This window comes from Pseudomonas sp. 21615526, from assembly GCF_013386245.1.
In the GTDB taxonomy this organism is placed as follows: domain Bacteria; phylum Pseudomonadota; class Gammaproteobacteria; order Pseudomonadales; family Pseudomonadaceae; genus Aquipseudomonas.
Genome location: NZ_JACAOM010000150.1, coordinates 23,262 through 47,310, shown reverse-complemented (window position 1 = coordinate 47,310; position 24,049 = coordinate 23,262). Strand labels below are relative to the sequence as shown.

At 61.5% G+C, this 24,049-nt stretch carries 22 protein-coding genes; 5 read left to right on the top strand and 17 right to left on the bottom strand.

The genetic code is table 11. The features are described from left to right. The 5 genes from HX786_RS29265 to HX786_RS29245 form a co-directional block, all read right to left on the bottom strand. Positions 1 to 555: VWA domain-containing protein (locus tag HX786_RS29265; protein ID WP_177123605.1), on the bottom strand; the 555-nt coding region annotated here is incomplete at its 3' end. Then, positions 548 to 1,042, bottom strand: a complete 495-nt coding sequence (locus HX786_RS29260) for a DUF4381 domain-containing protein (RefSeq protein WP_003218539.1) — start codon at positions 1,040 to 1,042, stop codon at positions 548 to 550. The genes HX786_RS29260 and HX786_RS29265, both read right to left, overlap by 8 nt. Then, entirely contained in the window at positions 1,039 to 1,971 is a 933-nt protein-coding gene (locus HX786_RS29255; protein WP_003218540.1) for a DUF58 domain-containing protein, read from the bottom strand. The genes HX786_RS29260 and HX786_RS29255 overlap by 4 nt, the downstream gene beginning before the upstream one ends. Positions 1,972 to 1,976: 5 nt before the next feature. Beyond that, a complete protein-coding gene (locus HX786_RS29250) occupies positions 1,977 to 2,936 on the bottom strand; it encodes a MoxR family ATPase (RefSeq protein ID WP_003218556.1) in 960 nt (319 codons plus the stop codon). A 310-nt stretch (positions 2,937 to 3,246) separates the two neighbouring features. Next, positions 3,247 to 3,603, bottom strand: a complete 357-nt coding sequence (locus tag HX786_RS29245; RefSeq protein WP_003212949.1) for a hypothetical protein — start codon at positions 3,601 to 3,603, stop codon at positions 3,247 to 3,249. Positions 3,604 to 4,071: 468 nt separating this feature from the next. Between HX786_RS29245 and HX786_RS29240 the strand changes: the two genes are divergently transcribed. Then, on the top strand, positions 4,072 to 8,931 hold the full coding sequence (locus tag HX786_RS29240; protein WP_003212956.1) for an NAD-glutamate dehydrogenase: 4,860 nt from the start codon (positions 4,072 to 4,074) through the stop codon (positions 8,929 to 8,931). Positions 8,932 to 9,076: 145 nt separating this feature from the next. Here HX786_RS29240 and HX786_RS29235 read toward each other — a convergent pair whose 3' ends face one another. From HX786_RS29235 to HX786_RS29225, 3 genes are all read right to left on the bottom strand, one after another. After that, a complete protein-coding gene (locus HX786_RS29235) occupies positions 9,077 to 9,763 on the bottom strand; it encodes a GntR family transcriptional regulator (protein ID WP_102369279.1) in 687 nt (228 codons plus the stop codon). 17 nt (positions 9,764 to 9,780) lie between these two features. Then, positions 9,781 to 10,485, bottom strand: coding sequence for a FadR/GntR family transcriptional regulator (locus tag HX786_RS29230; RefSeq protein ID WP_102369278.1), 705 nt, complete (start codon positions 10,483 to 10,485; stop codon positions 9,781 to 9,783). Positions 10,486 to 10,630: 145 nt separating this feature from the next. Continuing rightward, entirely contained in the window at positions 10,631 to 11,941 is a 1,311-nt protein-coding gene (locus tag HX786_RS29225) for a C4-dicarboxylate transporter DctA (protein WP_008433031.1), read from the bottom strand. 232 nt (positions 11,942 to 12,173) lie between these two features. Between HX786_RS29225 and HX786_RS29220 the strand changes: the two genes are divergently transcribed. After that, positions 12,174 to 12,803, top strand: a complete 630-nt coding sequence (locus HX786_RS29220) for a DNA-3-methyladenine glycosylase I (RefSeq protein WP_177117129.1) — start codon at positions 12,174 to 12,176, stop codon at positions 12,801 to 12,803. A gap of 134 nt (positions 12,804 to 12,937) precedes the next feature. Here the strand turns inward: HX786_RS29220 and HX786_RS29215 are convergent, their stop codons facing one another. The 6 genes from HX786_RS29215 to HX786_RS29190 all read right to left on the bottom strand — a co-directional run bounded on the left by HX786_RS29215 (position 12,938) and on the right by HX786_RS29190 (position 19,799). Continuing rightward, on the bottom strand, positions 12,938 to 13,339 hold the full coding sequence (locus HX786_RS29215; RefSeq protein WP_003210770.1) for a cupin domain-containing protein: 402 nt from the start codon (positions 13,337 to 13,339) through the stop codon (positions 12,938 to 12,940). A gap of 83 nt (positions 13,340 to 13,422) precedes the next feature. Then, positions 13,423 to 14,856 carry a PLP-dependent aminotransferase family protein gene (locus tag HX786_RS29210; RefSeq protein ID WP_178912956.1) on the bottom strand — a complete coding sequence of 478 codons (1,434 nt, stop codon included), beginning with the start codon at positions 14,854 to 14,856 and terminating at the stop codon, positions 13,423 to 13,425. A gap of 59 nt (positions 14,857 to 14,915) precedes the next feature. Further along, on the bottom strand, positions 14,916 to 15,683 hold the full coding sequence (locus HX786_RS29205; protein WP_003210776.1) for an SDR family oxidoreductase: 768 nt from the start codon (positions 15,681 to 15,683) through the stop codon (positions 14,916 to 14,918). 19 nt (positions 15,684 to 15,702) lie between these two features. After that, entirely contained in the window at positions 15,703 to 16,770 is a 1,068-nt protein-coding gene (locus HX786_RS29200) for a phosphotransferase family protein (protein ID WP_177008208.1), read from the bottom strand. A gap of 130 nt (positions 16,771 to 16,900) precedes the next feature. Continuing rightward, a complete protein-coding gene (locus HX786_RS29195) occupies positions 16,901 to 18,757 on the bottom strand; it encodes a pilus assembly protein TadG-related protein (protein WP_178912955.1) in 1,857 nt (618 codons plus the stop codon). Positions 18,758 to 18,848: 91 nt separating this feature from the next. After that, positions 18,849 to 19,799 carry a 2-hydroxyacid dehydrogenase gene (locus tag HX786_RS29190; RefSeq protein WP_087692887.1) on the bottom strand — a complete coding sequence of 317 codons (951 nt, stop codon included), beginning with the start codon at positions 19,797 to 19,799 and terminating at the stop codon, positions 18,849 to 18,851. A gap of 29 nt (positions 19,800 to 19,828) precedes the next feature. On the opposite strand from HX786_RS29190, the gene HX786_RS29185 reads away from it, so the two are divergent. Next, entirely contained in the window at positions 19,829 to 20,314 is a 486-nt protein-coding gene (locus tag HX786_RS29185; protein ID WP_177029357.1) for a hypothetical protein, read from the top strand. After that, entirely contained in the window at positions 20,311 to 20,637 is a 327-nt protein-coding gene (locus HX786_RS29180) for a hypothetical protein (RefSeq protein ID WP_003210784.1), read from the top strand. Before HX786_RS29185 ends, HX786_RS29180 begins: the two co-directional genes overlap by 4 nt. A gap of 15 nt (positions 20,638 to 20,652) precedes the next feature. Here HX786_RS29180 and HX786_RS29175 read toward each other — a convergent pair whose 3' ends face one another. From HX786_RS29175 to HX786_RS29165, 3 genes are all read right to left on the bottom strand, one after another. Further along, positions 20,653 to 21,189, bottom strand: a complete 537-nt coding sequence (locus tag HX786_RS29175) for a cysteine hydrolase family protein (RefSeq protein WP_003210786.1) — start codon at positions 21,187 to 21,189, stop codon at positions 20,653 to 20,655. 216 nt (positions 21,190 to 21,405) lie between these two features. Further along, complete coding sequence (locus HX786_RS29170) at positions 21,406 to 22,002, bottom strand: TetR/AcrR family transcriptional regulator (protein ID WP_008433018.1); 597 nt, start codon at positions 22,000 to 22,002, stop codon at positions 21,406 to 21,408. A gap of 52 nt (positions 22,003 to 22,054) precedes the next feature. After that, the gene (locus tag HX786_RS29165; RefSeq protein ID WP_178912954.1) at positions 22,055 to 22,438 is read right to left on the bottom strand and encodes a tautomerase family protein; all 384 of its coding nucleotides are present in this window, start codon (positions 22,436 to 22,438) and stop codon (positions 22,055 to 22,057) included. 252 nt (positions 22,439 to 22,690) lie between these two features. Here HX786_RS29165 and HX786_RS29160 point away from each other — a divergent pair, with 252 nt between their 5' ends. Next, positions 22,691 to 23,968 carry a serine/threonine transporter gene (locus HX786_RS29160; protein WP_008433015.1) on the top strand — a complete coding sequence of 426 codons (1,278 nt, stop codon included), beginning with the start codon at positions 22,691 to 22,693 and terminating at the stop codon, positions 23,966 to 23,968. Positions 23,969 to 24,049 lie beyond the last annotated feature (81 nt).

Sequence of the window (24,049 nt, the reverse complement as noted above, 5' to 3'; positions counted from 1 at the left end):
CTTGAGGGCCAGGCCGATGGCGTCGCCAATCGCGGTGTTTTTACCGGCGATGCCAATCCGTGCCTCATCCAGCCAGGTGCGCACGGTGCGCCGGTCAAAGGTCAGCGGCGCTTGCAGATAGGCCTGGCTGCCGAACAGGATCAATCCCACGCGATCACCTTCGCGGCCCTCCAGGAAATCTCCCAGCAGGTGCTTGACCAGGCTCAGGCGGCTGACGTCTTCGTCTTGCCATTGCATGTCGGGGAAGTCCATCGAGCCGGAAACGTCCACCGCCACCAGCAAGTCGCGGCCGCTGGCTGCAATCGGCAAGGGTTCGCCCAACCATTCCGGGCGGGCGGCGGCGGTCAACAGCAGCAGCCACAGGAACACAAACGGTGCTTGCTGGCGCCATCCCGGCAGGTTGACCCGCGCGCGGCGGCGGGCCAGGCCTTCGAGGTCGCTGAGGAAGCTGACTTTCAGCGCCGGTTCGCCGCTGTCGGCCACCGGCAGGATGAGGCGCAGCAACCAGGGCAATGGCAACAGGGCAAAGATCCACGGCCAGGCGAACTCAAACATGTTTGCGAATCCAGGTATCGACGGCCTGGGTCAGACCGGCGATGGCCTTGTCGTCGAGTTTGCATTCGGGCTTGTAGGCGCCTTCCACCAGCACCATCCAGCGGGTCAGGCCGGCAGCGGGGCAACGGTTGTCGAGGAACGCCAGCCACTTGCGGCCGTTGAGGGTGTGGCTCTGGCTGTAGGGGTAGTCGTTGCGGCACAGGCGCTTGAGCAGGCCGTTGAGCTGTTGCAGCCAGGCACCGGCCGGTGCGCCGTCGTAGGGTTTGGGCATCAGCGCCAGTTCGGCGAGGGCGGCGATGCGCAGCGGGTCCAGGGGTTGTTCGGCACGGGCCAATGGGCGCTTGGCTGGCAGGAAACGGCGCAGCCACCACAGGCCCCAGCCCGCCAACGGGATGATCAGCAGCAACAGCCACCAACCCGGCGCCGGCGGCCAGAAGCCGATCACTGGCGGGGCAATCAGGGGTTGCAGTTGGTCGAGGCTGCTCATTGCTTTTTAACCGGGCGTTGCGGGTTCAGGTATTCGCGCAGTTGCTCGACCATTTCACCCTGGGTACTCAAGGGCATCAACAGCACCCGCAGCTTTTGCGCGAGCAGTTCCCAGCGTGCGCTGCGGGCTTCGGCCTGGGCCTTGTAGGCCTGGCGCAGATCAAAATTCAGGGTGTCCAGCTCCAGCTGTGCGCCGCGCTCGGCGAAGCGCAGCAGGCCGGCGGCGGGCAGGGCGTGGTCCAGCGGGTCGGAAACCGGCAACAGCAGCAGGTCGCAATGCCGCGACAACAGGCTCAGCTGTTGCTCGGCGCCTTCGGTCAGGGCGCGCTCGTCACAGATCACAATCACCAGGCTGCCCGGGCGCAATACTTCCCGGGCTCGGCGCAAGGCCATGCCGAGGGCGTCGGCTTCGGGGCGGCGTTCGGTGTTGAGGCTCTGGTTGACCCGTACCAACCGGTTGAGCAATTGCAGCAGGCTTTGCTTGCTGCGCCGGGGTTTGATTTCGTAGTGCTCGCTGTCACCGAACACCAGCCCGCCGACCCGGTCGTTATGGCCCAGCGCCGCCCAGCCGATCAGGCTCGCCGCCTGGGCCGCCAGCACCGACTTGAACATCTGCCCCGAGCCGAAAAACAAGCGGCAGCTTTGCTCCACCATGATGAAGATCGGCCGTTCGCGCTCTTCATGAAACAGCTTGGTGTGGGGCTCCTGGGTGCGTGCAGTGACGCGCCAGTCGATGGTGCGCACATCGTCGCCGGCCTGATACACCCGCACCTGGTCGAAGTCGACCCCGCGCCCGCGCAGTTTCGAGTGGTGCAGGCCGATCAGCGGGCTGCGCTGGCTCGGCGTGGAAAACAGCTGCACTTCCCGCACGCGATGACGCATCTCGATCAATTCGCTCAGGGTGACACGGGTTCCATCGCCAGCGTTCATAGGCGTCAAGCGACGGCAACGACGTCGAGAATGCGTTGCACCACGCGGTCCTGGTCGATGCCGGCCGCTTCGGCCTCGAACGACAGAATGATGCGATGACGCAGCACGTCGAACAGCACCGCCTGGATGTCTTCCGGGCTGACGAAATCGCGGCCGGCCAGCCAGGCGTGGGCCCGGGCGCAGCGGTCCAGGGCAATCGAGCCACGAGGGCTGGCGCCATAGGCAATCCATTCGGCCATTTCCGGATCGAACTTGGCCGGGGTGCGAGTGGCCATGACCAGTTGCACCAGGTATTCCTCCACCGCATCGGCCATGTACAGGCCGAGGATTTCCTTGCGCGCGGCGAAGATCGCCTGCTGGCTGACGCGCCGCTCGGGCTTGGTTTCACCGTTGAGGGCTTCGCCACGGGCCTGCTGCAGGATGCGGCGTTCGACGGCGGCGTCCGGGAAGCCGATTTTCACGTGCATCAGGAAACGGTCGAGCTGGGCTTCGGGCAGCGGGTAGGTGCCTTCCTGCTCGATCGGGTTTTGCGTGGCCATCACCAGGAACAATGGCGACAACTCGTAAGTGCTGCGCCCCACGCTGACCTGGCGCTCGGCCATGGCTTCGAGCAATGCCGACTGCACCTTGGCCGGGGCACGGTTGATTTCGTCCGCCAGCACCAGGTTATGGAAGATCGGGCCTTGCTGGAACACGAAACTGCCGGTTTCCGGGCGATAGATCTCGGTGCCGGTGATGTCGGCGGGCAGCAGGTCGGGGGTGAACTGGATGCGATGGAACTGTGCTTCGATCCCTTCTGCAAGCTCCTTGATGGCCTTGGTCTTGGCCAGCCCGGGAGCGCCTTCAACCAGCATATGGCCATCGGCGAGCAGGGCAATGAGCAAGCGCTCGATGAGTTTTTCCTGGCCGAGAATCTGCGTTGAAAGAAAGGTTCGCAGCGCAAGCAGCGCTTCACGATGTTCCATCGATGACGGTTCCTGGAGAGGTGAGACTGGGCATTGCGAAAAATGCCAGGCCTGGGGGCGTTACTTTAATGCATCGGAGGGGGTGGAGACTAACGGCGCGGGGGGTATTTTTCGGGAAATGTGGGAAATGTCTGAGGTTTTTTCCGATAGGCGCCTGCCTTTGTGGCGAGGGAGCTTGCTCCCGCTGGGTTGCGCAGCAGCCCCAACAAGGCTGCCGAGTTTTTCCAGGCAGAACGCAGTTGGCTGGATTGGGGCCGCTTCGCAGCCCAGCGGGAGCAAGCTCCCTCGCCACATTGTGCGGGTTTGGCAGCTAGGCCCGGATATAGGTCCCGGTGCCCTTGAGAATGTTCTGCAGGGTTTCTTCCACTTCGGCCAGATCCGACTCGGCGGTGCCGTGGGTGATTGCCAATTGATCGTGGCCGCCCAATGCATCGGCATCCGCCGCGCCAATCTCCACCAACAGTGTCGTGGCACTCAGGGTGATCTTCAGCCCGTCCAGGGTCGACGGCTCGTAATCCCAGGTGACTTCCACCTCGTCCTCGTCCGGATAACGGGTCACCATGAACATCTCGCCCTTGTCGCCGTGGCAGCAGAGCATGGCCATGTTGTCTTCTTCGTCATCGCACGGGTTGACGATCAGGTGGGCGGTGGTGAGTTGCAATGGCATGGTTAATCCTGTCTGGGGGAGGGCGAAGCAGGGCAATTGTGCCATTGCGGCGAATTTTGTGCTGCATCGTGTGTCAGACCTTGTGGCATGACCTGGCGGGCAATATCAGTCATTTCCGGTACTCGGCGCCCCGGGATTTCTCCGAAAACACCCGGTTGCCCAAGTCGCAACCCGCCGGCAGCGTGCCGATGACCGAATATGTCGCAGCGTCGCAAGCAGCTTGCTTCCTACACTCGTTAAGCTGCGCAACGGATGTGCCTCGCCAGGAGTCTGACCTGCCCGTCGTACCGTCACCTGGCAAGGTGCGCATCTTATGGAAGTTGAATGTGACCTCATTGTCTTGTCCAGCTTCACCCACCTGTCACTCTGAATTCGTTACTGTAGACCGCGAACAGAGCTGACGGTCTCCCCGCAAGGGGATAACACGCGACGCTTCCATCAATAACAAGCCCAAGCGGAGTACCACAGATGGCGTTCTTCACCGCAGCCAGCAAAGCCGACTTCCAGCACCAACTGCAAGCGGCACTGGCGCAGCACATCAGTGAACAGGCACTGCCACAAGTGGCGCTGTTCGCTGAACAATTCTTCGGCATCATTTCCCTGGATGAACTGACCCAGCGTCGCTTGTCCGACCTGGCCGGTTGCACCCTGTCTGCCTGGCGCCTGCTTGAGCGCTTTGATCACAACCAACCGCAAGTGCGGGTCTACAACCCCGATTACGAACGTCATGGCTGGCAATCGACCCACACCGCGGTCGAAGTGCTGCACCACGACCTGCCATTCCTGGTGGACTCGGTGCGTACCGAGCTGAACCGCCGTGGCTACAGCATCCACACCCTGCAAACCACCGTACTCAGCGTGCGTCGTGGCAAGAAGGGCGAACTGCTGGAAATCCTGCCCAAAGGCACCCAGGGCGAAGACGTTCAGCAAGAATCGCTGATGTACCTGGAAATCGACCGTTGCGCCAACGCCGCCGAGCTGAGTGTCCTGAGCAAGGAACTTGAGCAGGTACTGGGCGAAGTGCGCGTTGCAGTCGCCGATTTCGAACCGATGAAAGCCAAGGTCCAGGAGCTGCTGGCCGGTATCGACGCCAGCCCGTACGTGATCGACGGCGAAGAAAAAGCCGAGATCAAGAGCTTCCTGGAATGGCTGGTGGGCAACCACTTCACCTTCCTCGGCTACGAAGAGTTCGTGGTACGTGACGAGGCGGACGGCGGTCATATCGAATATGACGCCAACTCGTTCCTCGGTCTGACCAAACTGCTGCGCCCGGGCCTGACGGCCGACGAGCTGCGCATCGAAGACTACGCGGTGAACTATCTGCGTGAGCCGGCCGTGCTGTCGTTCGCCAAAGCTGCACACCCAAGCCGCGTGCACCGCCCGGCCTACCCGGACTACGTGTCGATCCGCCAGATCGACGCCGACGGCAAGGTCATCAAGGAATGCCGCTTCATGGGCCTCTACACCTCCTCGGTGTACGGCGAAAGCGTGCGGGTGATTCCTTACATCCGTCGCAAGGTGACGGAAATCGAGCGTCGCTCGGGCTTCCAGGCCAAGGCGCACTTGGGCAAGGAACTGGCCCAGGTGGTCGAGGTGCTGCCCCGTGATGACCTGTTCCAGACCCCGGTGGACGAGCTGTTCAGCACCGTGATGTCGATCGTGCAGATCCAGGAACGCAACAAGATCCGCGTGTTTCTGCGCAAGGACCCGTACGGCCGTTTCTGCTACTGCCTGGCCTACGTGCCGCGCGACATCTATTCCACCGAGGTGCGCCAGAAGATCCAGCAAGTGCTGATGGATCGCCTGAAAGCCTCGGACTGCGAGTTCTGGACGTTCTTCTCCGAGTCCGTACTGGCTCGCGTGCAGTTGATCCTGCGGGTAGACCCGAAGAACCGCCTGGACATCGACCCGCTGCAACTGGAAAAAGAAGTGGTGCAGGCCTGCCGCAGCTGGCAGGACGACTACTCCAGCCTGGTGGTGGAAAGCTTCGGCGAAGCCCACGGCACCAACGTGCTGGCTGATTTCCCGAAAGGTTTCCCGGCCGGCTACCGTGAGCGTTTCGCCGCGCATTCGGCCGTGGTCGACATGCAGCACTTGCTCAGCCTGACCGAAGCCAACCCGCTGGTGATGAGCTTCTACCAGCCGCTGGGCCAGGTTTCCGGCCAGCGCGAGCTGCATTGCAAGCTGTATCACGCCGATACGCCGCTGGCGCTGTCCGACGTGCTACCGATCCTGGAAAACCTTGGCCTGCGTGTCCTGGGTGAATTCCCGTACCGCCTGCGTCATGCCAATGGCCGCGAGTTCTGGATTCACGATTTCGCGTTCATCGCCGCCGAAGGCGTGAACCTCGATATCCAGCAATTGAACGACACCCTGCAGGACGCGTTCGTGCATATCGTGCACGGCGATGCCGAAAACGATGCGTTCAACCGCCTGGTGCTGACGGCCGGCCTGCCATGGCGCGACGTGGCGCTGCTGCGTGCCTACGCCCGTTACCTGAAGCAGATTCGCCTGGGCTTCGACCTGGGTTACATCGCCAGCACCCTGAACAACCACACCGACATCGCCCGCGAGTTGACCCGGTTGTTCAAGACCCGTTTCTACCTGGCGCGCAAGCTCACCGCCGAAGACCTCGAAGACAAGCAGCAACGCCTGGAACAAGCGATCCTCACGGCCCTGGACGACGTTCAGGTGCTCAACGAAGACCGCATCCTGCGTCGCTACCTGGACCTGATCAAGGCCACCTTGCGGACCAACTTCTACCAGGCTGACGCCAACGGCCAGAACAAGTCGTACTTCAGCTTCAAGTTCAACCCGCACGCGATTCCTGAGCTGCCCAAGCCGGTGCCGAAGTTTGAAATCTTCGTCTACTCGCCACGGGTTGAAGGCGTGCACCTGCGCTTTGGCAACGTCGCTCGCGGCGGCCTGCGCTGGTCTGACCGTGAAGAAGACTTCCGCACTGAAGTATTGGGCCTGGTAAAAGCCCAGCAAGTGAAGAACTCGGTGATCGTGCCGGTGGGCGCCAAGGGCGGTTTCCTGCCGCGTCGCCTGCCGTTGGGCGGCAGCCGGGACGAGATCGCGGCCGAGGGCATCGCCTGCTACCGCATCTTCATTTCCGGCCTGTTGGACATTACCGACAACCTGAAAGACGGCGCCCTGGTGCCACCGTTGAACGTGGTGCGCCACGACAACGATGACCCGTACCTGGTAGTAGCAGCGGACAAGGGCACTGCGACCTTCTCCGACATCGCCAACGGCATCGCCATCGACTACGGCTTCTGGCTGGGTGATGCGTTCGCTTCCGGTGGTTCTGCCGGTTACGACCACAAGAAAATGGGCATCACCGCCAAGGGCGCGTGGGTGGGGGTGCAGCGTCACTTCCGTGAGCGCGGCATCAACGTCCAGCAAGACAGCATCACCGTGGTGGGCGTGGGCGACATGGCTGGCGACGTGTTCGGCAACGGCCTGTTGATGTCCGACAAGCTGCAACTGGTCGCCGCCTTCAACCACCTGCACATCTTCATCGATCCAAACCCGAACCCGGCCAACAGCTTCGCTGAACGTCAGCGCCTGTTCGACCTGCCGCGCTCGGCCTGGACCGACTACGACACCAGCATCATGTCCGAAGGCGGCGGTATCTTCTCGCGCAGCGCGAAGAGCATTGCCATCTCGCCACAGATGAAAGAACGCTTCGACATCCAGGCCGACAAGCTGACCCCGACCGAACTGCTGAATGCCTTGCTCAAGGCACCGGTGGACCTGTTGTGGAACGGCGGTATCGGTACTTACGTCAAGGCCAGCACCGAGAGCCACGCCGATGTGGGCGACAAGGCCAACGACGCCCTGCGCGTCAATGGCAACGAGCTGCGCTGCAAGGTGGTGGGCGAGGGCGGTAACCTCGGCATGACTCAGCTGGGTCGTGTGGAATTCGGCCTCAATGGCGGCGGTTCCAACACAGACTTCATCGACAACGCCGGTGGTGTGGACTGCTCCGACCACGAAGTGAACATCAAGATCCTGCTCAACGAAGTGGTGCAGGCCGGTGACATGACCGACAAGCAGCGCAACCAGTTGCTGGCGAGCATGACCGACGAAGTCGGCAGCCTGGTGTTGGGCAACAACTACAAGCAAACCCAGGCCCTGTCCCTGGCTGCCCGCAAAGCCTTCGAGCGCGTGGCCGAGTACAAGCGCCTGATGAGCGACCTGGAAGGCCGTGGCAAGCTGGACCGCGCCATCGAGTACCTGCCGACCGAGGAGCAGCTCAACGAGCGCGCCGCTGCGGGCAAGGGCCTGACCCGTCCGGAGCTGTCGGTACTGATCTCCTACAGCAAGATCGACCTCAAGGAAGCGTTGCTCAAATCCCTGGTGCCGGATGACGACTACCTGACCCGTGACATGGAGACCGCTTTCCCGCCGAGCCTGGTGGCGAAGTTCTCCGAAGCCATGCGTCGCCACCGTCTGAAGCGCGAGATCGTCAGCACCCAGATCGCCAACGACCTGGTCAACCACATGGGCATCACCTTCGTTCAGCGCCTCAAAGAGTCCACCGGCATGAGCCCGGCGAACGTGGCGGGCGCCTACGTGATCGTGCGTGACATCTTCCACCTCCCGCACTGGTTCCGTCAGATCGAAGCCCTGGACCACCAGGTCTCGGCCGACGTGCAACTGGAGCTGATGGACGAGCTGATGCGCCTGGGCCGCCGTGCCACGCGCTGGTTCCTGCGCAGCCGTCGCAACGAACAGGATGCCGGACGTGATGTTGCGCACTTCGGTCCGCACCTTGCCGCGCTGGGCCTCAAGCTCGACGAACTGCTGGAAGGCCCGACCCGCGAAGGTTGGCAGAACCGTTACCAGGCTTACGTCGAAGCCGGTGTGCCGGAGTTGTTGGCGCGCATGGTTGCAGGCACTACCCACCTGTACACCCTGCTGCCAATCATCGAAGCCGCCGACGTGACAGGCCAAAGTGCGGCAGACGTCGCGAAGGCTTACTTCGCCGTCGGCAGCGCCCTGGACTTGCCGTGGTACCTGCAGCAGATCAGCAGCCTGCCCGTGGGCAACAACTGGCAGGCCCAGGCCCGCGAAGCCTTCCGCGATGACGTGGATTGGCAGCAACGGGCGATCACCATTTCCGTACTGCAAATGGCCGATGCGCCAGAAGACATGGAAGCCCGCGTGGCCCTGTGGCTTGAGCAGCACCAGGACATGGCTGATCGCTGGCGCACCATGATGGTGGAGATTCGTGCTGCAGTCGGCACGGACTACGCCATGTACGCGGTGGCCAACCGTGAGTTGCTGGACCTGGCGATGAGCGGTCAATCGGTGCTGTAACTGGCTTGATTGAGCGGTAAAACCAAAAGCCCGGTATCGAAAGATATCGGGCTTTTTTGCATTTGATTATCGGCGTGTTATCTCAACTTGTGGCGAGGGAGCTTNNCGGGAGCAAGCTCCCTCGCCACAGGTTAAAACAGTGTGATCAATTGCTGCGTAGTAGCTTGGCTTCCAGATGATCCAGATGCCGGGTCATCAAGTTGACGGCTTTGCCGGCATCGCCATGCTCCACCGCATCCACAATCGCCCTATGTTCCTGCCATGCGCAATACGTGCAAGCCTTGGCCTCAAACTGCGCAATCGCCAATGAGGTCAGCGGCACCAGGCTGTTGAGAAACTGTGCCAGCGGCGCGTTGCCCGCAATTGCCGCCAATTGCAGGTGAAATTCCCCGGAAAGGCGAATCGCCGGGCCACGTTCGTCACGCTCGATGCAGTCGCGCTCCCGTGCGATCAACTCCCGCAGTTGGCGGATCTGCGCCGGTTTCGCCTGGGCACACGCCAACTGCACCACGGTGATTTCCGTCAGGCGCCTTGCCTCGAGAATCTGCTGGGTCTGTTGTGCATCCGGTGCCGCCACCTGGGCGCGGTGGTTGGGCCGCAGGATGATCACTTGCTGGTGCGACAGCCGCGCCAGCACCCGGCGAATCACGCTGCGGCTGACGCCAAAACTTTGCCCGAGGCTCTCCTCGGTAAAACGGCTGGCGGGGGCGATGCGTTGCTCGAGAATGGCGTCGAACAGTGCCGGGTAGATGTCGTCCACCGAGAGTTTCGGCTTGCCCACCAGGCGCAACGGCGTAAAGGGGAAAGGGGTGTGCAGGGCGTGAGCGGTCATGCGCGGTCTCCTGGAAGTCAGCTACCCAGATGGTCGTCCGGGATGTTCAAGCGAATGCCCATGCGCAAGCCTTCCTGCAGGATATGCCGGCGCATTTCGGCGCTGGCCAGGGCGCTGTTCTTGTTGCGGATCGCCCGCACCACGGCGTCGTTTTCCTGCAAGCGTTCCGCCAGGTGTTCGGGGGAGTTGCGCAGTACCTGGGCGCTTTGCTTGAGGGCGTTGCTGGTTTGTTGCACCACGTTCTGGAAGATCGGGTTGGAGGTCAGGGCGAACAGTTCTTCGTGGAACGCGATGTAGGCGTTCATCCCGGCTTCGCTGTCGCCGGCGTCGAGGGCTTCGCGCATGTCCATCAGGGTCAGGCGCAGTTGCCCGACTTCCTTGCTGCTGATGGATTGCGCCACTAAACCTACGATAAAGGGCTCGAGGGTGTAGCGCAGTTGCAGGATGTCTTCGAGGCTGGCGTCGGCCACGCCGCTGTCCTGGGCCTGGGATTCGTTGAGGGTGGTTTCCAGCACCACCACGCCCTTGCCGGGCATGGAGCGCACCAGGCCGAGGGTTTCCAGCACGATCACCGCTTCGCGCAGGCTCGGGCGGCTGATGCCCATTTGCTCGGCCAGTTCACGCTGGCCGGGCAGCATCTCGCCGCGCCGCCACTGACCCCTCGCCAGGGCGGCGCGCAGTTTTTCTACCACTGAATTGACGACGGTTGACGAGGTGATCACGTGTGGCTCCCTTTAAATTGAACTGTCTGCTTGGTGTGGCGAGAGAGCTTGCTCCCGCTGGACTGCGCAGCAGGCCCATTTTTTGGGGCCGCTTCGCGCCCCAGCGGGAGCAAGCTCCCTCGCCACAGGGGGTGAGTCTGTCTCATCAGAACTCTTGGTGGGCGGGCAGCACCGGTTTCTTGGCCTGGAAGGCATACCCTTGTTGACCGTCCAGCACCTTGTTGGCGCGCTGGATATCGATGTCTTTTTCCCAGCGGGCGATGGCCACGGTGGCGACGCAGTTGCCGATCAGGTTGGTCAGCGCCCGGCCAATGCCCATGAACCAGTCCACCGCCAGCACCAGCACCAGGCCCACCACCGGAATCGCCGGGATTGCGGTGAGTGTCGCCGCCAGAATCACCAGTGCCGAACCCGGAATCCCGTGGGCGCCCTTGGAGGTGATCAGCGACACCAGCAGGATGGTCAGCAGGTCGGTCATCGACAGCGGTGTGCCGGTGGCATTGGCGATAAACACGATGGCCAGGGTCAGGTAGATGGAGAAACCGTCGAGGTTGAACGAGTACCCGGTCGGAATCACCAGGCCCACGGTGGAGCTGCCAATGCCAAGGTGTTCCAGTTTACGCATGATCTGTGGCAACACGGCATCGGAGGACGCGGTGCCCATCACGATCAACAGTTCTTCCCGCAGGTACTTGAGCAGCGGCATCATCCGCAGGCCCGACAGGCGCATCACCAGCCCCAGAATCACCGCGACGAACAGGAAGCACGTAAGGTAGAACAGGCCCACCAGGCTGCCCAGGTGTTGCAGGGAATCCAGGCCGTAGGTGCTGGTGGTGAAGGCGATGGCGCCGAACACGCCGATGGGCGCCAGGCGCACGATCATGCCCATGATGCGGAAGATCACGTGGCTCAGCTCGTTGATCAACCGAGAGATGCCGGAAGCGGCTTCGCCCACCAGGTTCAGTGCGCTGCCGAACAACACCGAGAACAACAGCACTTGCAGCACGTTGTTGTCCGCGAAGGCGCCGATCACCGAGTTGGGGATCAGGTCCATCAGGAACTGGCTGGTACCCTTGATGTGTTGGCCACGGTCTGCCAGTTCATTCAGGCCGGCAGACGACAGTTGCTCCAGGTGGATATTGGCGCCGGTGCCGATCCCGGTGCTGAAGGCCATGATCAGGCCGATCACCAGGGCCACGGTGGTCAGTGCTTCGAAGTAGATCACCGACTTGAGGCCGATGCGCCCGACTTTCTTCAAGTCGCCGGCACCGGAAATACCGCTGACCACCACGCAGAAGACGATCAGGCCAATCAGCATTTTGATCAGCTTGATGAAGCCGTCACCCAGGGGTTTGAGTTGCGAGGAGAATTCAGGGAGGGCGAGGCCGCAGATTATGCCGATCACCAGGCCAATCACGACTTGCAGGAAAATCGAACGCGAGCACCATCTGAGCATGGGAAGGATCTCTATTCGGTGCCCTGGTGGGTCCAGGGCTTAATTGTTGTGGTCTGACCGGTATGTCCAGTGCGGGGCCAGTCTACGCTCGGTTTTTTTCAAGTCGCAAGTAAATATTACGCGGATGGCAGGTCCCGGTCTGACCAGTTGGTTCGCAAGGTTCGTGCTTGAGCGGTTGGCGGCCCGGAATTTTTTTCGCTTATCATCCCGGGCTTGGTTCACAGGGTGAGTTATGGATATTCCAGGATTGATCACGGACGCGGCGGGCGTCACCAGCTGTACGTGGCGCACGGCGGCGCCGGAGTACCCGGATTACCACGACCACGAATGGGGCGTGCCGGTGGCCGATGACATTGCGCTGTACGAGAAGATTTGCCTGGAGGGTTTTCAGGCGGGCATGGCGTGGATCACCATCCTGCGTAAGCGCGAGGCGTTTCGGCGGGCGTTCGAGGGCTTTGATTTTCGCCGGGTGGCGCAGTACACCGAGCAGGATATCGAGCGGCTGATGGCCGACCCGGGTATCGTGCGCAATCGCGCCAAGATCGTGTCCACCATCAACAACGCCCGGCGCGCCTGTGAGCTGGTGGATGAGACCGGTTCGCTGGCGGCGTGGCTGTGGTCGTTTGAACCGGCCGCCGATGAGCGCCCGGCGGTGGTGGACATGGCGTACTGGACGGCCAACCCCACGTCAGTCGCGTCAACACGTTTGTCCAAGGCCCTGAAGAAACGTGGCTGGAGCTATGTGGGCCCGACCACGATGTATGCGTTCATGCAGGCGATGGGCATGGTCAACGACCACCTTGAAGGCTGTATCTGCCGGCCTCGAATCGAACATCTGCGCCACCACTTCAAACGACCCTGAGCCACTGACTGTGCGCGGTTAAAACTGTGGGAGCTGGCTTGCCGGCGATGGCGGTGGATCAGCAAACACAACTGTGTCTGATGCACCGCCATCGCAGGCAAGCCAGCTCCCACAGGAGGGTGCGGTGGCGCGGGTTAGTGGGGCAGCGGCGTGAGCACGTCGGCCTTGTCATCCATCACCATCACTACCAGCAGTTTCGCCGGTTGGGTCTGGCTGGCATTGCTGGATTCAAAGTGCCGCGAGCCGGCAGGTTCATAGAACGACTGGCCGACCTTGTAGGTGATCGCCTTTTCATCGTTGACCCGCGAGGTGATTGCACCTTCCAGCACATAGGCCACGGCCGTGCCGGTGTGGCTATGGGGCACGGTGGCCTGGCCCGGCGCATAGTCCACGGTGAGCATCACGGTTTTCTTGCCGGGGACGTTGGCCAGGGCGTGTTCCTGCAACACGTTGATCTTTTCCTGGTTGTACACCGGGTCGTGGGCAAAGGCGCTTAACGAAGCCAGCAGCAGGGTGGTGCCGAGCAGTACTTTCATGGTGAGGCTCCGAGTGAGTCGAGACCCGTTCACCCTAGGCCCCGATCCGGATTTGACCAATAGCCAATCCGGCGGAAATTCCCTCAGCCAATCTGTCGCAGGATATCCCGCACCACGTCCAGCGCCGGGTCAATGTCCAGGGTTTCGATCGCGCCAAACCCGATCTTCAGTCCCTCGCGTACCGGTGTGTCGTGGAAAAACACGCTCAGCGGATAGAGCCCCACGTCAGCCTCCCGTGCCAATTGGGTGAGCTGCGGAATATTCACCGGCACCTTGCACAGTGCGGCCAGATGGAACCCGGCCACGGTGGGCACCACGTCGAACCACGGCGAGAGGTCCCCCGCCAGGCGCTGCAGAATCCGTTCCCGGCGCCCGGCATATACCCCATGGCAGCGCCGAATGTGCTTGAGCAGGTAGCCTTCGCTGATGAACTTGGCCAGGGCCCATTGCGGCAGGGTGGAGCTGTGCTGGTCGGTGAGTTGCTTGGCCTTGAGCACCGCGCCGAAAATCGCCGGCGGCAACACCGTGTAACCCAGGCGCAACTCCGGCAGCAGGGTTTTCGAGAAGGTCCCGACGTAGGCGACCACGCCGCGGGTGTCCATGCTTTGCAGGGAGTCGGTGGGGCGGCCCTCGTAGCGGAATTCGCTGTCGTAGTCATCCTCGATCACGATGGCGCCCAACGCCAGCGCACGTGCCAGCAACGCCTCACGGCGCGGCACGCTCATGGGCATGCCCAGGGGGAACTGATGGGACGGTGTCACGTAGATCAGCCGCGCGCCGTCGGGAATCAAGTCGACCCGCAGGCCGTGTTCGTCCACCGGCACGCCCACCACGATCGCCCCCATGGCGTCGAACATCAGTCGCACCGGGGTGTAGCCGGGGTCTTCCATGGCGACGACGGTGCCCGGTTCCAGCACCACGCGGGCGATCAGGTCGAGCGCCTGCTGGGCGCCGTTGGTGACTACGATGTCGTCTTCGCTGCACCTGACCCCACGGGAAAATGCGATATGCCCGGCGATTGCACTGCGCAGGGCCGGCAAGCCTTCCGGCCGGCTGTAGAAGCCGCTGTCCTGTGAGATACGGCGCAAGGCATCGAGGGTGCAGCGCCGCCATTCATCCTGGGGGAACTGGCTGCGGGCGGTGGCACCGCCGATAAAGTCCCGGCTCGGGCGGGTTTCACGGTTGGGGTGACCCATGGGCGCGGGAAGGGCCTGCCACTTGGCCAGGTTGGCGGCGCAGGCAAGGTCGGCGGCACTTTGCAGGTGTTCGCGGCGCGTGGCCCAGGCGTTGACGAACGTGCCACGGCCGATCCTGCCGACCAACAACCCTTCGTAGGTCAGCGCCGCGTAGGTGTCTGAGACTGTCTTGCGCGACACGCCCAGTTGCAGGGCCAGCAAGCGGCTGGGAGGCAATTGCGACCCGGCCACCAGTTGTCCCGACTCAATGGCCGTGCGCAATTGCTGGTAAAGCTGTTCGGCCAGGTCCTTGCGGCCCTTGATAACGACGTGCAGTTCCATGTTTCATCCAGAGGCAAGCAATCACCCGCAAGATTACCGCAAGTCACCCGCCAGCCGAATCAGGACAGGAAACCACCGTCCACATTCAGCGATACACCGGTGGTGTAGCTCGACGCATCGCTGGCCAGGTACAGCACCGCGCCGGCCATCTCGCTCGGGTCGGCCACGCGCTTGAGGGGGATCTGCGCCAGGGCCATTTTCAGGATCGAATCGTTTTTCACCAGGGCCGAGGCGAACTTGGTGTCGGTCAGGCCCGGCAGCAGTGCGTTGCAACGAATGCCGAACGGCGCGCATTCCTTGGCGAAGACTTTGGTCATGTTGATCACGGCGGCCTTGGTCACCGAGTAGATGCCCTGGAATACGCCCGGCGAAATCCCGTTGATCGAGGCCACGTTGATGATGCTGCCGCCACCGTTCTCGCGCATCAGCTTGCCGGCTTCCACCGACATGAAGAAGTAGCCGCGAATGTTCACGTCGACGGTTTTCTGGAATGCGCCCAGGTCGGTGTCCAGCACGTTGCAGAACTGCGGGTTGGTGGCGGCGTTGTTGACCAGGATGTCCAGGCGGCCGAACTGTTCGCGGATCGCGGCAAACACGTTGGTGATCTGTTCCATTTCGCCGATATGGCAGGCAATTGCCGTGGCCTTGCCGCCGTCGGCGATGATCGCGTCGGCCACGTGCTGGCAGCCGTCGATCTTGCGGCTCGACACGATCACGTGGGCGCCTTGCTGGGCCAGCAACTTGGCGATGGCCTCACCGATACCGCGGCTGGCGCCGGAAACGAAAGCGATCTTGCCGTCGAGGTCGAACAGTTGGGTCTTGGACATGGTTTTTCCTTGAAGAGGGTCAGAGGGAAGACTGTTTGATGACATTCAGGCTCATCTGCTCAAGCAGCTTGTTCATGTGAATGAACTGTGCAAAGCGTTTGTCCTGGGTCTGGCCATGGAAGAAGCGGTAGTAGATCTGCTGCACGATGCCGGCCAGGCGGAACAGGCCGTAGGTGTAGTAGAAGTCGAAATTGTCGATCTGGATCCCGGAGCGTTCGGCGTAGTAGTCGACGAACTGGCGGCGGGTAAGCATGCCGGGGGCGTTGCTAGGCTGGCGGCGCATCAGTTGCACCGGGGCCGGGTCGGCCGCTTCGATCCAGTAGGCGAGGGTGTTGCCCAGGTCCATCAGCGGGTCGCCGAGGGTGGTCAGTTCCCAGTCCAGCACGCCGATGATCTGCATCGGGTTATGCGGGTCGAGGATCACGTTATCGAAGCGGTAGTCGTTGTGGACGATGCTCGAGGTGGGGTGGTCGGCCGGCATCTTGTCGTTGAGCCAGGCACGTACCGCTTCCCAGCTGGGGGCGTCGGGGGTCAGGGCTTTTTCGTAGCGGTCGCTCCAGCCGCGAATCTGCCGCTCCACGTAACCTTCGGGCTTGCCAAGGTCGGCCAGGCCGCAGGCGCTGTAGTCGACCTGGTGCAGCTCGACGAACTTGTCGATAAAGCTTTTGCACAAGGCTTCGGTTTTCGCCGCGTCCAGGCCCAGTTCCGGCGGCAGGTCCGAGCGCAGGATGATCCCCTTGACCCGCTCCATCACGTAGAACTCGGCGCCGATCACCGACTCGTCGGTGCAGTGCACGTAGGCCTTGGGGCAATACGGGAAACCGTCCTTGAGCTGGTTGAGAATCCGGTATTCGCGGCCCATGTCGTGGGCGGACTTGGCCTTGTGGCCAAAGGGCGGGCGGCGCAGCACGAATTCCTGGCCGGGGTATTCCAGCAGGTACGTCAGGTTGGAGGCACCCCCGGGGAACTGGCTGATTTTGACGCTGCCGCTCAAGCCCGGGATATGGGCCTTGAGGTAGGGATCGATGAGGCTGGCATCAAGTTCTTCGCCGGGGCGAATCTGGGTCGATTGGTCATTAAGCGCCATGCTTATCCCTTCTGCTTATTCTTAAGGCCTTGGACTATTGGCTAATCTAATGCGCGCGGCCGCCAAGCCACAAGGTTGGGGCGGCTTAATAGGTTAGCGTGTTGGCCGATGATCAGCGGGCTTGATGTGCTCAGATCACCAGAACTGCGCGCCCGCCGGGGTTGCAGGACAGGTTGGCACCGATTTCGACTTTTGCCAGGTCGATGCCCAGGCCGGCGAGCAGGTTATTGACCAGCGGGTCGAGGAGCGGGCTGAGCAGTCCGGAGATGATGCCGCTGAGCAGATTCAGTACGCCGGTGACCAGGCCGACCACCAGGTTCAGCACCAGCCCAATCAGTCCGCCCTGTGTCGGTGGATGGTTGATCAACTGGATGCCATTGAGGGTGTTGCTCAAGCTGCCCACCACGTTGTTGGAACTGAAACTGAAGTAATCCGGGGGGCTTTTCAACTCGGGCGGCGACAGGTAAGTGTGGTTCCGGACGGTCTTGGCCACGCTGCTGTCGATCTTCAGGCTGATGCCACCCACGCCATACGGTTGCCGGGGATCGCAGACACCGTTGCTACAGGTCTTCACCCCAAGGTCGAGTAATGGGAATTCGTCAACGTTCAGTGGTGCTGTGGAGGAAAACAGGTTTTTTGGGTCGATCTGGCCCACCATCAGCCTAACCGCCGAGGTGGTACCGAGCACCGACAAGGCTTTGTCCGCAGGCCCGTTGCAGCGATATCCGGTGACCGTGCTGCTGCCGCTGGCGGCTTCCAGTGCTACATCGATTTGCTGGCCGATTTTGGGGTCAAAGGAGCTGCCTAACAAGATGCCCACCAGCGCCGTTACCCCGCCCAGTAAATCGTTCACCGCGCCGATTGCCGGCAGTTTCACCGAGATCAACGTCCTGACTTGCGCGGTCCTGACGTAGATCGGTTGGGTGGCGATCAGCTTGGGGTTACCTATGGCGGAAACCTGCGCCGGTTCAATGACCTTGGTCTTGACCGTGATATTCAGCAGTCCCAGCACATCCACCGGCAACTCCACCGCGACCGCGTTGTACTTGTTCGACAGTTGCACAAACCCCTGGATCAGGTTGAACAGTTGCAGGTTAACGTCCAGGGCGCTCTTGTCGGTGCCGTTCTGGATGGTCAGCAGGTCGCCCAGGTGCAGGATCTTGGTGCCGGGTGCAATCAGCTTGATCGCTTCCAGGTTATTGATCACCACCTTGACCGCATCGCCCCCCAGCTTGAGTACATCTATCGCGGCCTGGATCAGATCGCCGACGCTGGCGTCGGTCTTGAGCAACTCGTCGTAGTTGCCGGCGCTGACCTTCAATTGAATCGCCAGCGCGTCCAGGTAACTGAGCAGGTTGATATCGGTATTGATCAGGCCCTTCCAGCCCACCGCGTCGAGTTGCAATTTGCCCCCCAGCAGTCCGCCGATCAATGCATTGAGTGCGGCGGACTTGGTGCTGTCCACGGTCAGCAAGGTGCTGCGGATGGTCAGTACGGCCACCGGTGGCGCGGGCACGGCGGCCACGGCCACTGCCTGCAACCGGATGGTCGGCTCGAAAGGGCCGGTGGAGAGCAGCATGAACAGGCGGTTGGCGATACTGGTGACGACGCGGTGGGTGGCGATGACCTGGATCGCATCGGACCTTGAGGGATTGGGGCTGAAGGCGCGCATGAAGTCAGCCCCGGTGACCAGGGTGCCGCAGGTGGTCACCAGGGTACGGTCTGCGTTGAGCGGGAAATCATTGCGGGCTGCGCTTTGGATCGCGAATTGCGCGGCGTTGGTATTCGGCGTCACGCAGGCGCCGCCGCGGATGACCACTTCCAGGGCCGCGGTGTCGGCAACCCGTTGCAGCTTGCGCTTTTCCAGGTACAGCCGGCCGCTGTCGACCACCACCAACAGGAACAACAGTGCGATCCCCAGGGTCATCGCACCCATCAGTCCTATTGCGCCGCGTTGGCGGACCGAGCCGGGTCCTTGGCAAACCATCCTGCGTTCCTTCGCCGGTCCAGTACCGGCATCCTGAGTATCCCCTCAGGCAGTGTAGTCAGGTTTTGCAAGGATTTATGGCTATTGGCCATTATTTTCGCGGAGGCAGTGCCACGGGCGTCAGCACAGGGCGGCCGGCAAAGTATTCCAGCAGGTTGTCCGCCACGCGCTGCACGGTGTCATGGGCGGCTTCCGGCGACAGCCCGGCGACGTGGGGCGTGAGCACGGTATTGCTGAGGCGCTTGAGCGCGTCGGGCACGTTGGGTTCATCGTCGAACACGTCCAGTGCCGCGCCGCCGATGCGCCGTTGCTCCAGGGCGGTAATCAGGTCGGCGGTGACCACCACGCTGCCACGGCCGATGTTCACCAGGAAACCGTTGGGCCCCAGTGCGTCGAGGGCCTGGCGGTCGATCAAATGTCGCGTGCTGGCGCCGCCCGGGGTGGCCAGGATCAGGAAGTCCGAGGCCCGCGCCAGTTCCACGGCGGTGGCGCAGTAGGTGTAGTCCACATCTTCGCGGGGCTGGCGGTTGTGATAACTCACCTCCATGCCAAAACCCAGGGCAGCCCGCTTGGCGATTTCCAGGCCCACGGCCCCCAGGCCGAGAATGCCCAGCTGTTTGCCGGCCAGGGAAGGGCGCATTATCTTGGGCCATTCGCTGCGCCGTACTGCTGCGTCCGCCCGGGGAATGTCCCGCACCAGGCACAGCAGCAAAGCCATGGCGTGGTCGGCCACCGACGGCGCATTCACCCCGGCGCCATTGGTGACCACGATTCCACGGTTGCTGGCGGCTTGCAGGTCCACGTGTTCATACCCGGCGCCGATCACGCAGATGATCTCAAGCAGCGGCAGCGCGGCGATTTCCTCGGCGTACAGGCCCAGCGGGCCACGGGTCAGCACCGCCTGGACCTGCCCGCCGTGGGTCTTGATGGCCTTGGCGCGTTCGGCCGGGGTGGGCGCAAGAATCACGTGAAAGCCATTGCCTTCGATGATCGGCAGGTAGTCGTTGATGGTTTCAACCAGGACCAGAACGGTGACGGGCATCGGAAGGTTCTTCCTGAAGGATTAGAGGCTTGGATTATGCGGGATTTGTAGTCCCGATCGTTTCTTTACCGCAGAAAAATTTCATTTCTCACCAGCCTAATCTGATTTTCCAGACCGCTCGTCCCAGGCCTTTTTACTGCAGCAGACTTCGACGACTTTCCTTAGCAGAGACGTCATGGATGCATGTTCCTGCCACCTCCGAAATCGTCGAGTGGACCTCTTATGGCTACAAGCACAGCCCATCAAAAAACCTAGCTTGGGAAGATATTGTCAGCAGCACCCGATACGGCCCGGCCAAATACAAGCCCGGTATAAATATTGAAAAGCTTGAGCGAGAAGCCTATAAAAATGGAGTGCCAAGCACTCATGCAAAACCCTGGAAACTCAGGGAGTATCCGCAAGTCATAGGTGCCAGTGATGGCAAGCCCAGTTACTGGGTTCGAATTGAGTCAAGCGCGGGCGTCATACATGGTCATCCGATTTCCGAGCAGGAATTCAGGAGGTTAACAAGTTGATCTCACTAGGCTTTATTGACGGAAACGTCACCCATGATGATCTCTCCATCTTGCAGGATGGGGCGATGGAGAGTCAGGTTCACCTGTTGAAAGAGGACATGCTTCAGGTTGAATACGCCGGTGGGCTTATATTGGATGTCGGCTGGTACCCCTCCTTCGATACCCATGGTGGGTTCCGCATCAATGTAATAAGAAATTACGACTGGGACCGCCCAGTGATTGCGTTAACGGCGCACGCAGCCGGTGATCTGGTGGAGCAACTGGCTGTTGCGCAGAGCGCGATCAATGGCGAACTGCGCAACGTATTGAGAACCTCGGCTTAGGTAAAGCTCCAGGCTTTAGAAGCAGATATCGTCAGCTTTCACACGCTGCACAAATGCCCCGGCCAAGGTTGCGTTATGGTGCTCGATAATCGATGCGGCCGATAACGCCGGAGTGTCCATGCAAGTATGGGCATCCTCCGGCAGCAGCACCGAGAACCCCAGCTCCACGGCCACTCGGCACGTCGTGTCGATGCAGTACTGGGTTTTCATCCCGACGATCACCAGTTCATTCACCTGTGCCGCCGCCAGTTGCTGCGACAGCTCGGTGCCGAGAAAACAGCTGGGCCGGGTTTTATTGAAAACCGTGTCGCGAGCTTCATCAACCTCCAGTGCTGGCCATAGTTGCCAAAACGGGCTGCCCACCTCGATGGGCGAACCCGCAGGGCCGGTGTGACGTGCAGCGAAAACCGGCACGCCAACGTGTCGGGCGCGCTGAATCAGCTGGTTGATGTTGTCGAGTACGCGCTGGCGTTCGTAGGGTTTTTCCGGACCATCGTACAGACCGGTCTGCATGTCGATGATCAGCAGGGCGGGGCGCTTGTTGTCAGGCATGGTACTGCTCCTTGTGTTTGCCAGATGGCGGAGCAATAAAAAGGCCCCGTCCATTGCTGGCGGGGCCTTGGGTAAATCCGGGTGGCTTAGTTTGCGCGCCAGTCACCGCTACCACACGACCCGCCGGAAGCGGTCGTGGTGGTGGTACGGGTGAGGGCCAGCTGGAAAATGTTCATGGGCCGATCATGCTGGCGCTGACGTTTGCCTGTCAACGCGTCAGTCGAGGTTTTTTTGCGGGATCAGCAGATTTCTGGCTGCTTCGAGGAATTCATCAGACAGGCTGTTTCCCTTGGTCGCACGGGCGAGGGTAATTGCGCCTACCATCATCGCGTACTGGGCAATGGCGGCCTGGCGGTCACCCTCAGGTGTGCCGGTCGCCTGGGTAGCGCTCAGGATCCCCACGGATGCCTCAAAGCCTTGGATAAAGCTCTGCTGCAGCGGACTGTCGACCGCTTCGTGACATATCTCCCCGGCAAAAGCCGCAACCGGGCAACTGTCCCCGGGGTTGTCACGATTGGCGGCCGACAGATACGGATCAATCAACGCCAGGCGCGCAGCCTCGGGATCAGGGCTTTGCTCGACCCTGGCCTGCCAGCGCTCGCTCGATTGCTCGAATGCCCGGTTGCAGGCTTCCGTGGCCAGCGCCTCGCGGGACTCGAAGTGCCCGTAGAAACCGCCATGGGTCAGCCCGGCGGCGGCCATCACGTCCGACACGCTGATGCCATGGATGCCCCGTTCACGAAACAGCCGCGTGGCGGCCTCGACGATGATTTCGCGGTTGAGTTCGGCTTGTTTGCGGGACACGCGTGGCATCGAGGGCTCTCAGGATCAGGTGGTGGCAGGGATGGGTGGCATCATAAAACGTTTAGCTGGCGTACTGCGCGATCCCGTTGCCGAACGACCAGTTTTCCTTCTTGACCTCCACCAGGCTGATAAACACATCTTCCAGGCGCACCGCCAGTTCACGGTGCAAGCTCTCGGCAATGGTTTTGTACAGCAGCTTTTTCTGCTCGGTACTGCGGCCTTCGTTCAGAGTGATCTGGATGATCACCAGGTTGTCGGTGCGCTGGATGCCCAGGTACTCCGGGTCATAGATGAAGTGGTGTTCATCGTGCTCGGTGAGGATCTGGAAGTTGTCGTGTTCAGGCACGCCGATGGCCGTGTGCATGACGTTGTAGATCAATACGCCGACGCGCTTGGCGTAGGTGACGTCGGGGTTTTTCCGAAGGTCGATGCGCACGATTGGCATGGCAGGTAGTCCAGTGAGGGGCGTGCTTTAAAAATACATGACGTGATGAATTTATAAAATAGATTTCTTATGAAATGTAAAATTGACGCTGCCAAAATCGCCTTCAATCCTCTGCACCGCACAACCATTCCTCAGCTAAGTCTTTGCTTCTTCAAGCGAATCCCGGACAATCGCGCCCCTGTTTCGGTCGTGGCGCTGCCTGTCAGGTTTTTCTGACTCGTCTCGACTGAGTGAATGCGGAGATCCGAACGGATGAATGATCAGGCCAATAGCGTCGACGAACGCTACGCAACGACACCTGCAACCCTCACAAGCTGGAGCCGCCAGGACACCACCTGGATGCTCGGCCTGTTCGGTACGGCCATCGGCGCCGGCACCTTGTTCCTGCCGATCAACGCGGGCCTTGGCGGCTTCTGGCCGTTGGTGATCCTCGCGCTGCTGGCATTCCCGATGACGTTTTTCGCGCACCGTGGCCTGACCCGCTTTGTGCTCTCGGGCCGTGAAGGCTCGGACATCACCGACGTGGTCGAAGAACATTTCGGCCTCAAGGCCGGCGCCGCGATCACCTTGCTGTACTTCTTCGCGATCTTCCCGATCCTGCTGATCTATAGCGTGGCGCTGACCAACACCGTCGGCAGCTTCATGGAGCATCAACTGCACATCGCGCCACCACCGCGGGCGATCCTGTCACTCGTGCTGATCCTCGGCCTGCTGGCCGTGGTGCGTTGCGGCGAGCAGGTGATCGTCAAGGCCATGAGCCTGATGGTGTATCCGTTTATCGTCGCCTTGCTGTTCCTCGCCGTGTACCTGGTGCCGCACTGGAACGGCGGCATCCTCAGCACCGCCAGCACCGTGCCGGCCCCGTCGGCGCTGCTGCATACCCTGTGGCTGGCGATTCCGGTGATGGTGTTCTCGTTCAACCATTCGCCGATCATCTCGGCCTTTGCGGTGGACCAGAAGCGCCAGTACGGCGAACACGCCGAGGAACGCAGCTCGCAGATCCTGTCCCGGGCACACATCCTGATGGTAGTGATGGTGCTGTTCTTCGTGTTCAGTTGCGTACTGACCCTGTCGCCGGCGCAACTGGCCGAAGCCAAGGCGCAGAACCTGTCGATCCTGTCCTATTTGGCGAACCACTTCAGCAACCCGACCATCGAGTTCGCCGCGCCGCTGATCGCGTTTGTGGCGATTGCCAAGTCGTTCCTGGGCCATTACATCGGCGCCAGTGAAGGCCTCAAGGGCCTGGTGCTCAAAAGCGGCCGTCGCCCGGCTGCCAAGACCCTGGACCGCATGACGGCTGCCTTCATGCTGGTGGTGTGCTGGATCGTCGCGACCCTCAACCCTAGCATCCTCGGCATGATCGAGACCCTGGGCGGGCCGATCATTGCGTCGATCCTGTTCCTGATGCCGATGTACGCGATCCGCAAGGTGCCGGCGATGGCCAAGTACCGTGGCCAGGCGTCCAACGTGTTCGTGACGGCGGTGGGCCTGGTGGCGATTACCGCGCTGATCTACTCGTTGATGTCCTGATCCCCGGGACGCTGTGAAAAAGGGCCGACTTGCCATAACGCGAGTCGGCCTTTTTTTGTGCCTGCACGCCGCAAGGTGCTG

Excerpts from the sequence above, each read along its gene's own strand:
- HX786_RS29200 (WP_177008208.1), bottom strand. The coding sequence starts at position 16,770 with ATGGCGCTTAATGACCAATCGACCCAGATTCGCCCCGGCGAAGAACTT.
- HX786_RS29235 (WP_102369279.1), bottom strand. The coding sequence starts at position 9,763 with ATGACCGCTCACGCCCTGCACACCCCTTTCCCCTTTACGCCGTTGCGC.
- HX786_RS29165 (WP_178912954.1), bottom strand. The coding sequence starts at position 22,438 with ATGCCAATCGTGCGCATCGACCTTCGGAAAAACCCCGACGTCACCTAC.
- HX786_RS29260 (WP_003218539.1), bottom strand. The coding sequence starts at position 1,042 with ATGAGCAGCCTCGACCAACTGCAACCCCTGATTGCCCCGCCAGTGATC.
- HX786_RS29190 (WP_087692887.1), bottom strand. The coding sequence starts at position 19,799 with ATGCCCGTCACCGTTCTGGTCCTGGTTGAAACCATCAACGACTACCTG.
- HX786_RS29170 (WP_008433018.1), bottom strand. The coding sequence starts at position 22,002 with ATGCCACGCGTGTCCCGCAAACAAGCCGAACTCAACCGCGAAATCATC.
- HX786_RS29255 (WP_003218540.1), bottom strand. The coding sequence starts at position 1,971 with ATGAACGCTGGCGATGGAACCCGTGTCACCCTGAGCGAATTGATCGAG.
- HX786_RS29225 (WP_008433031.1), bottom strand. The coding sequence starts at position 11,941 with ATGCTCAGATGGTGCTCGCGTTCGATTTTCCTGCAAGTCGTGATTGGC.
- HX786_RS29250 (WP_003218556.1), bottom strand. The coding sequence starts at position 2,936 with ATGGAACATCGTGAAGCGCTGCTTGCGCTGCGAACCTTTCTTTCAACG.
- HX786_RS29160 (WP_008433015.1), top strand. The coding sequence starts at position 22,691 with ATGAATGATCAGGCCAATAGCGTCGACGAACGCTACGCAACGACACCT.
- HX786_RS29210 (WP_178912956.1), bottom strand. The coding sequence starts at position 14,856 with ATGGAACTGCACGTCGTTATCAAGGGCCGCAAGGACCTGGCCGAACAG.
- HX786_RS29205 (WP_003210776.1), bottom strand. The coding sequence starts at position 15,683 with ATGTCCAAGACCCAACTGTTCGACCTCGACGGCAAGATCGCTTTCGTT.
- HX786_RS29245 (WP_003212949.1), bottom strand. The coding sequence starts at position 3,603 with ATGCCATTGCAACTCACCACCGCCCACCTGATCGTCAACCCGTGCGAT.
- HX786_RS29215 (WP_003210770.1), bottom strand. The coding sequence starts at position 13,339 with ATGAAAGTACTGCTCGGCACCACCCTGCTGCTGGCTTCGTTAAGCGCC.
- HX786_RS29220 (WP_177117129.1), top strand. The coding sequence starts at position 12,174 with ATGGATATTCCAGGATTGATCACGGACGCGGCGGGCGTCACCAGCTGT.
- HX786_RS29195 (WP_178912955.1), bottom strand. The coding sequence starts at position 18,757 with ATGGTTTGCCAAGGACCCGGCTCGGTCCGCCAACGCGGCGCAATAGGA.
- HX786_RS29175 (WP_003210786.1), bottom strand. The coding sequence starts at position 21,189 with ATGCCTGACAACAAGCGCCCCGCCCTGCTGATCATCGACATGCAGACC.
- HX786_RS29240 (WP_003212956.1), top strand. The coding sequence starts at position 4,072 with ATGGCGTTCTTCACCGCAGCCAGCAAAGCCGACTTCCAGCACCAACTG.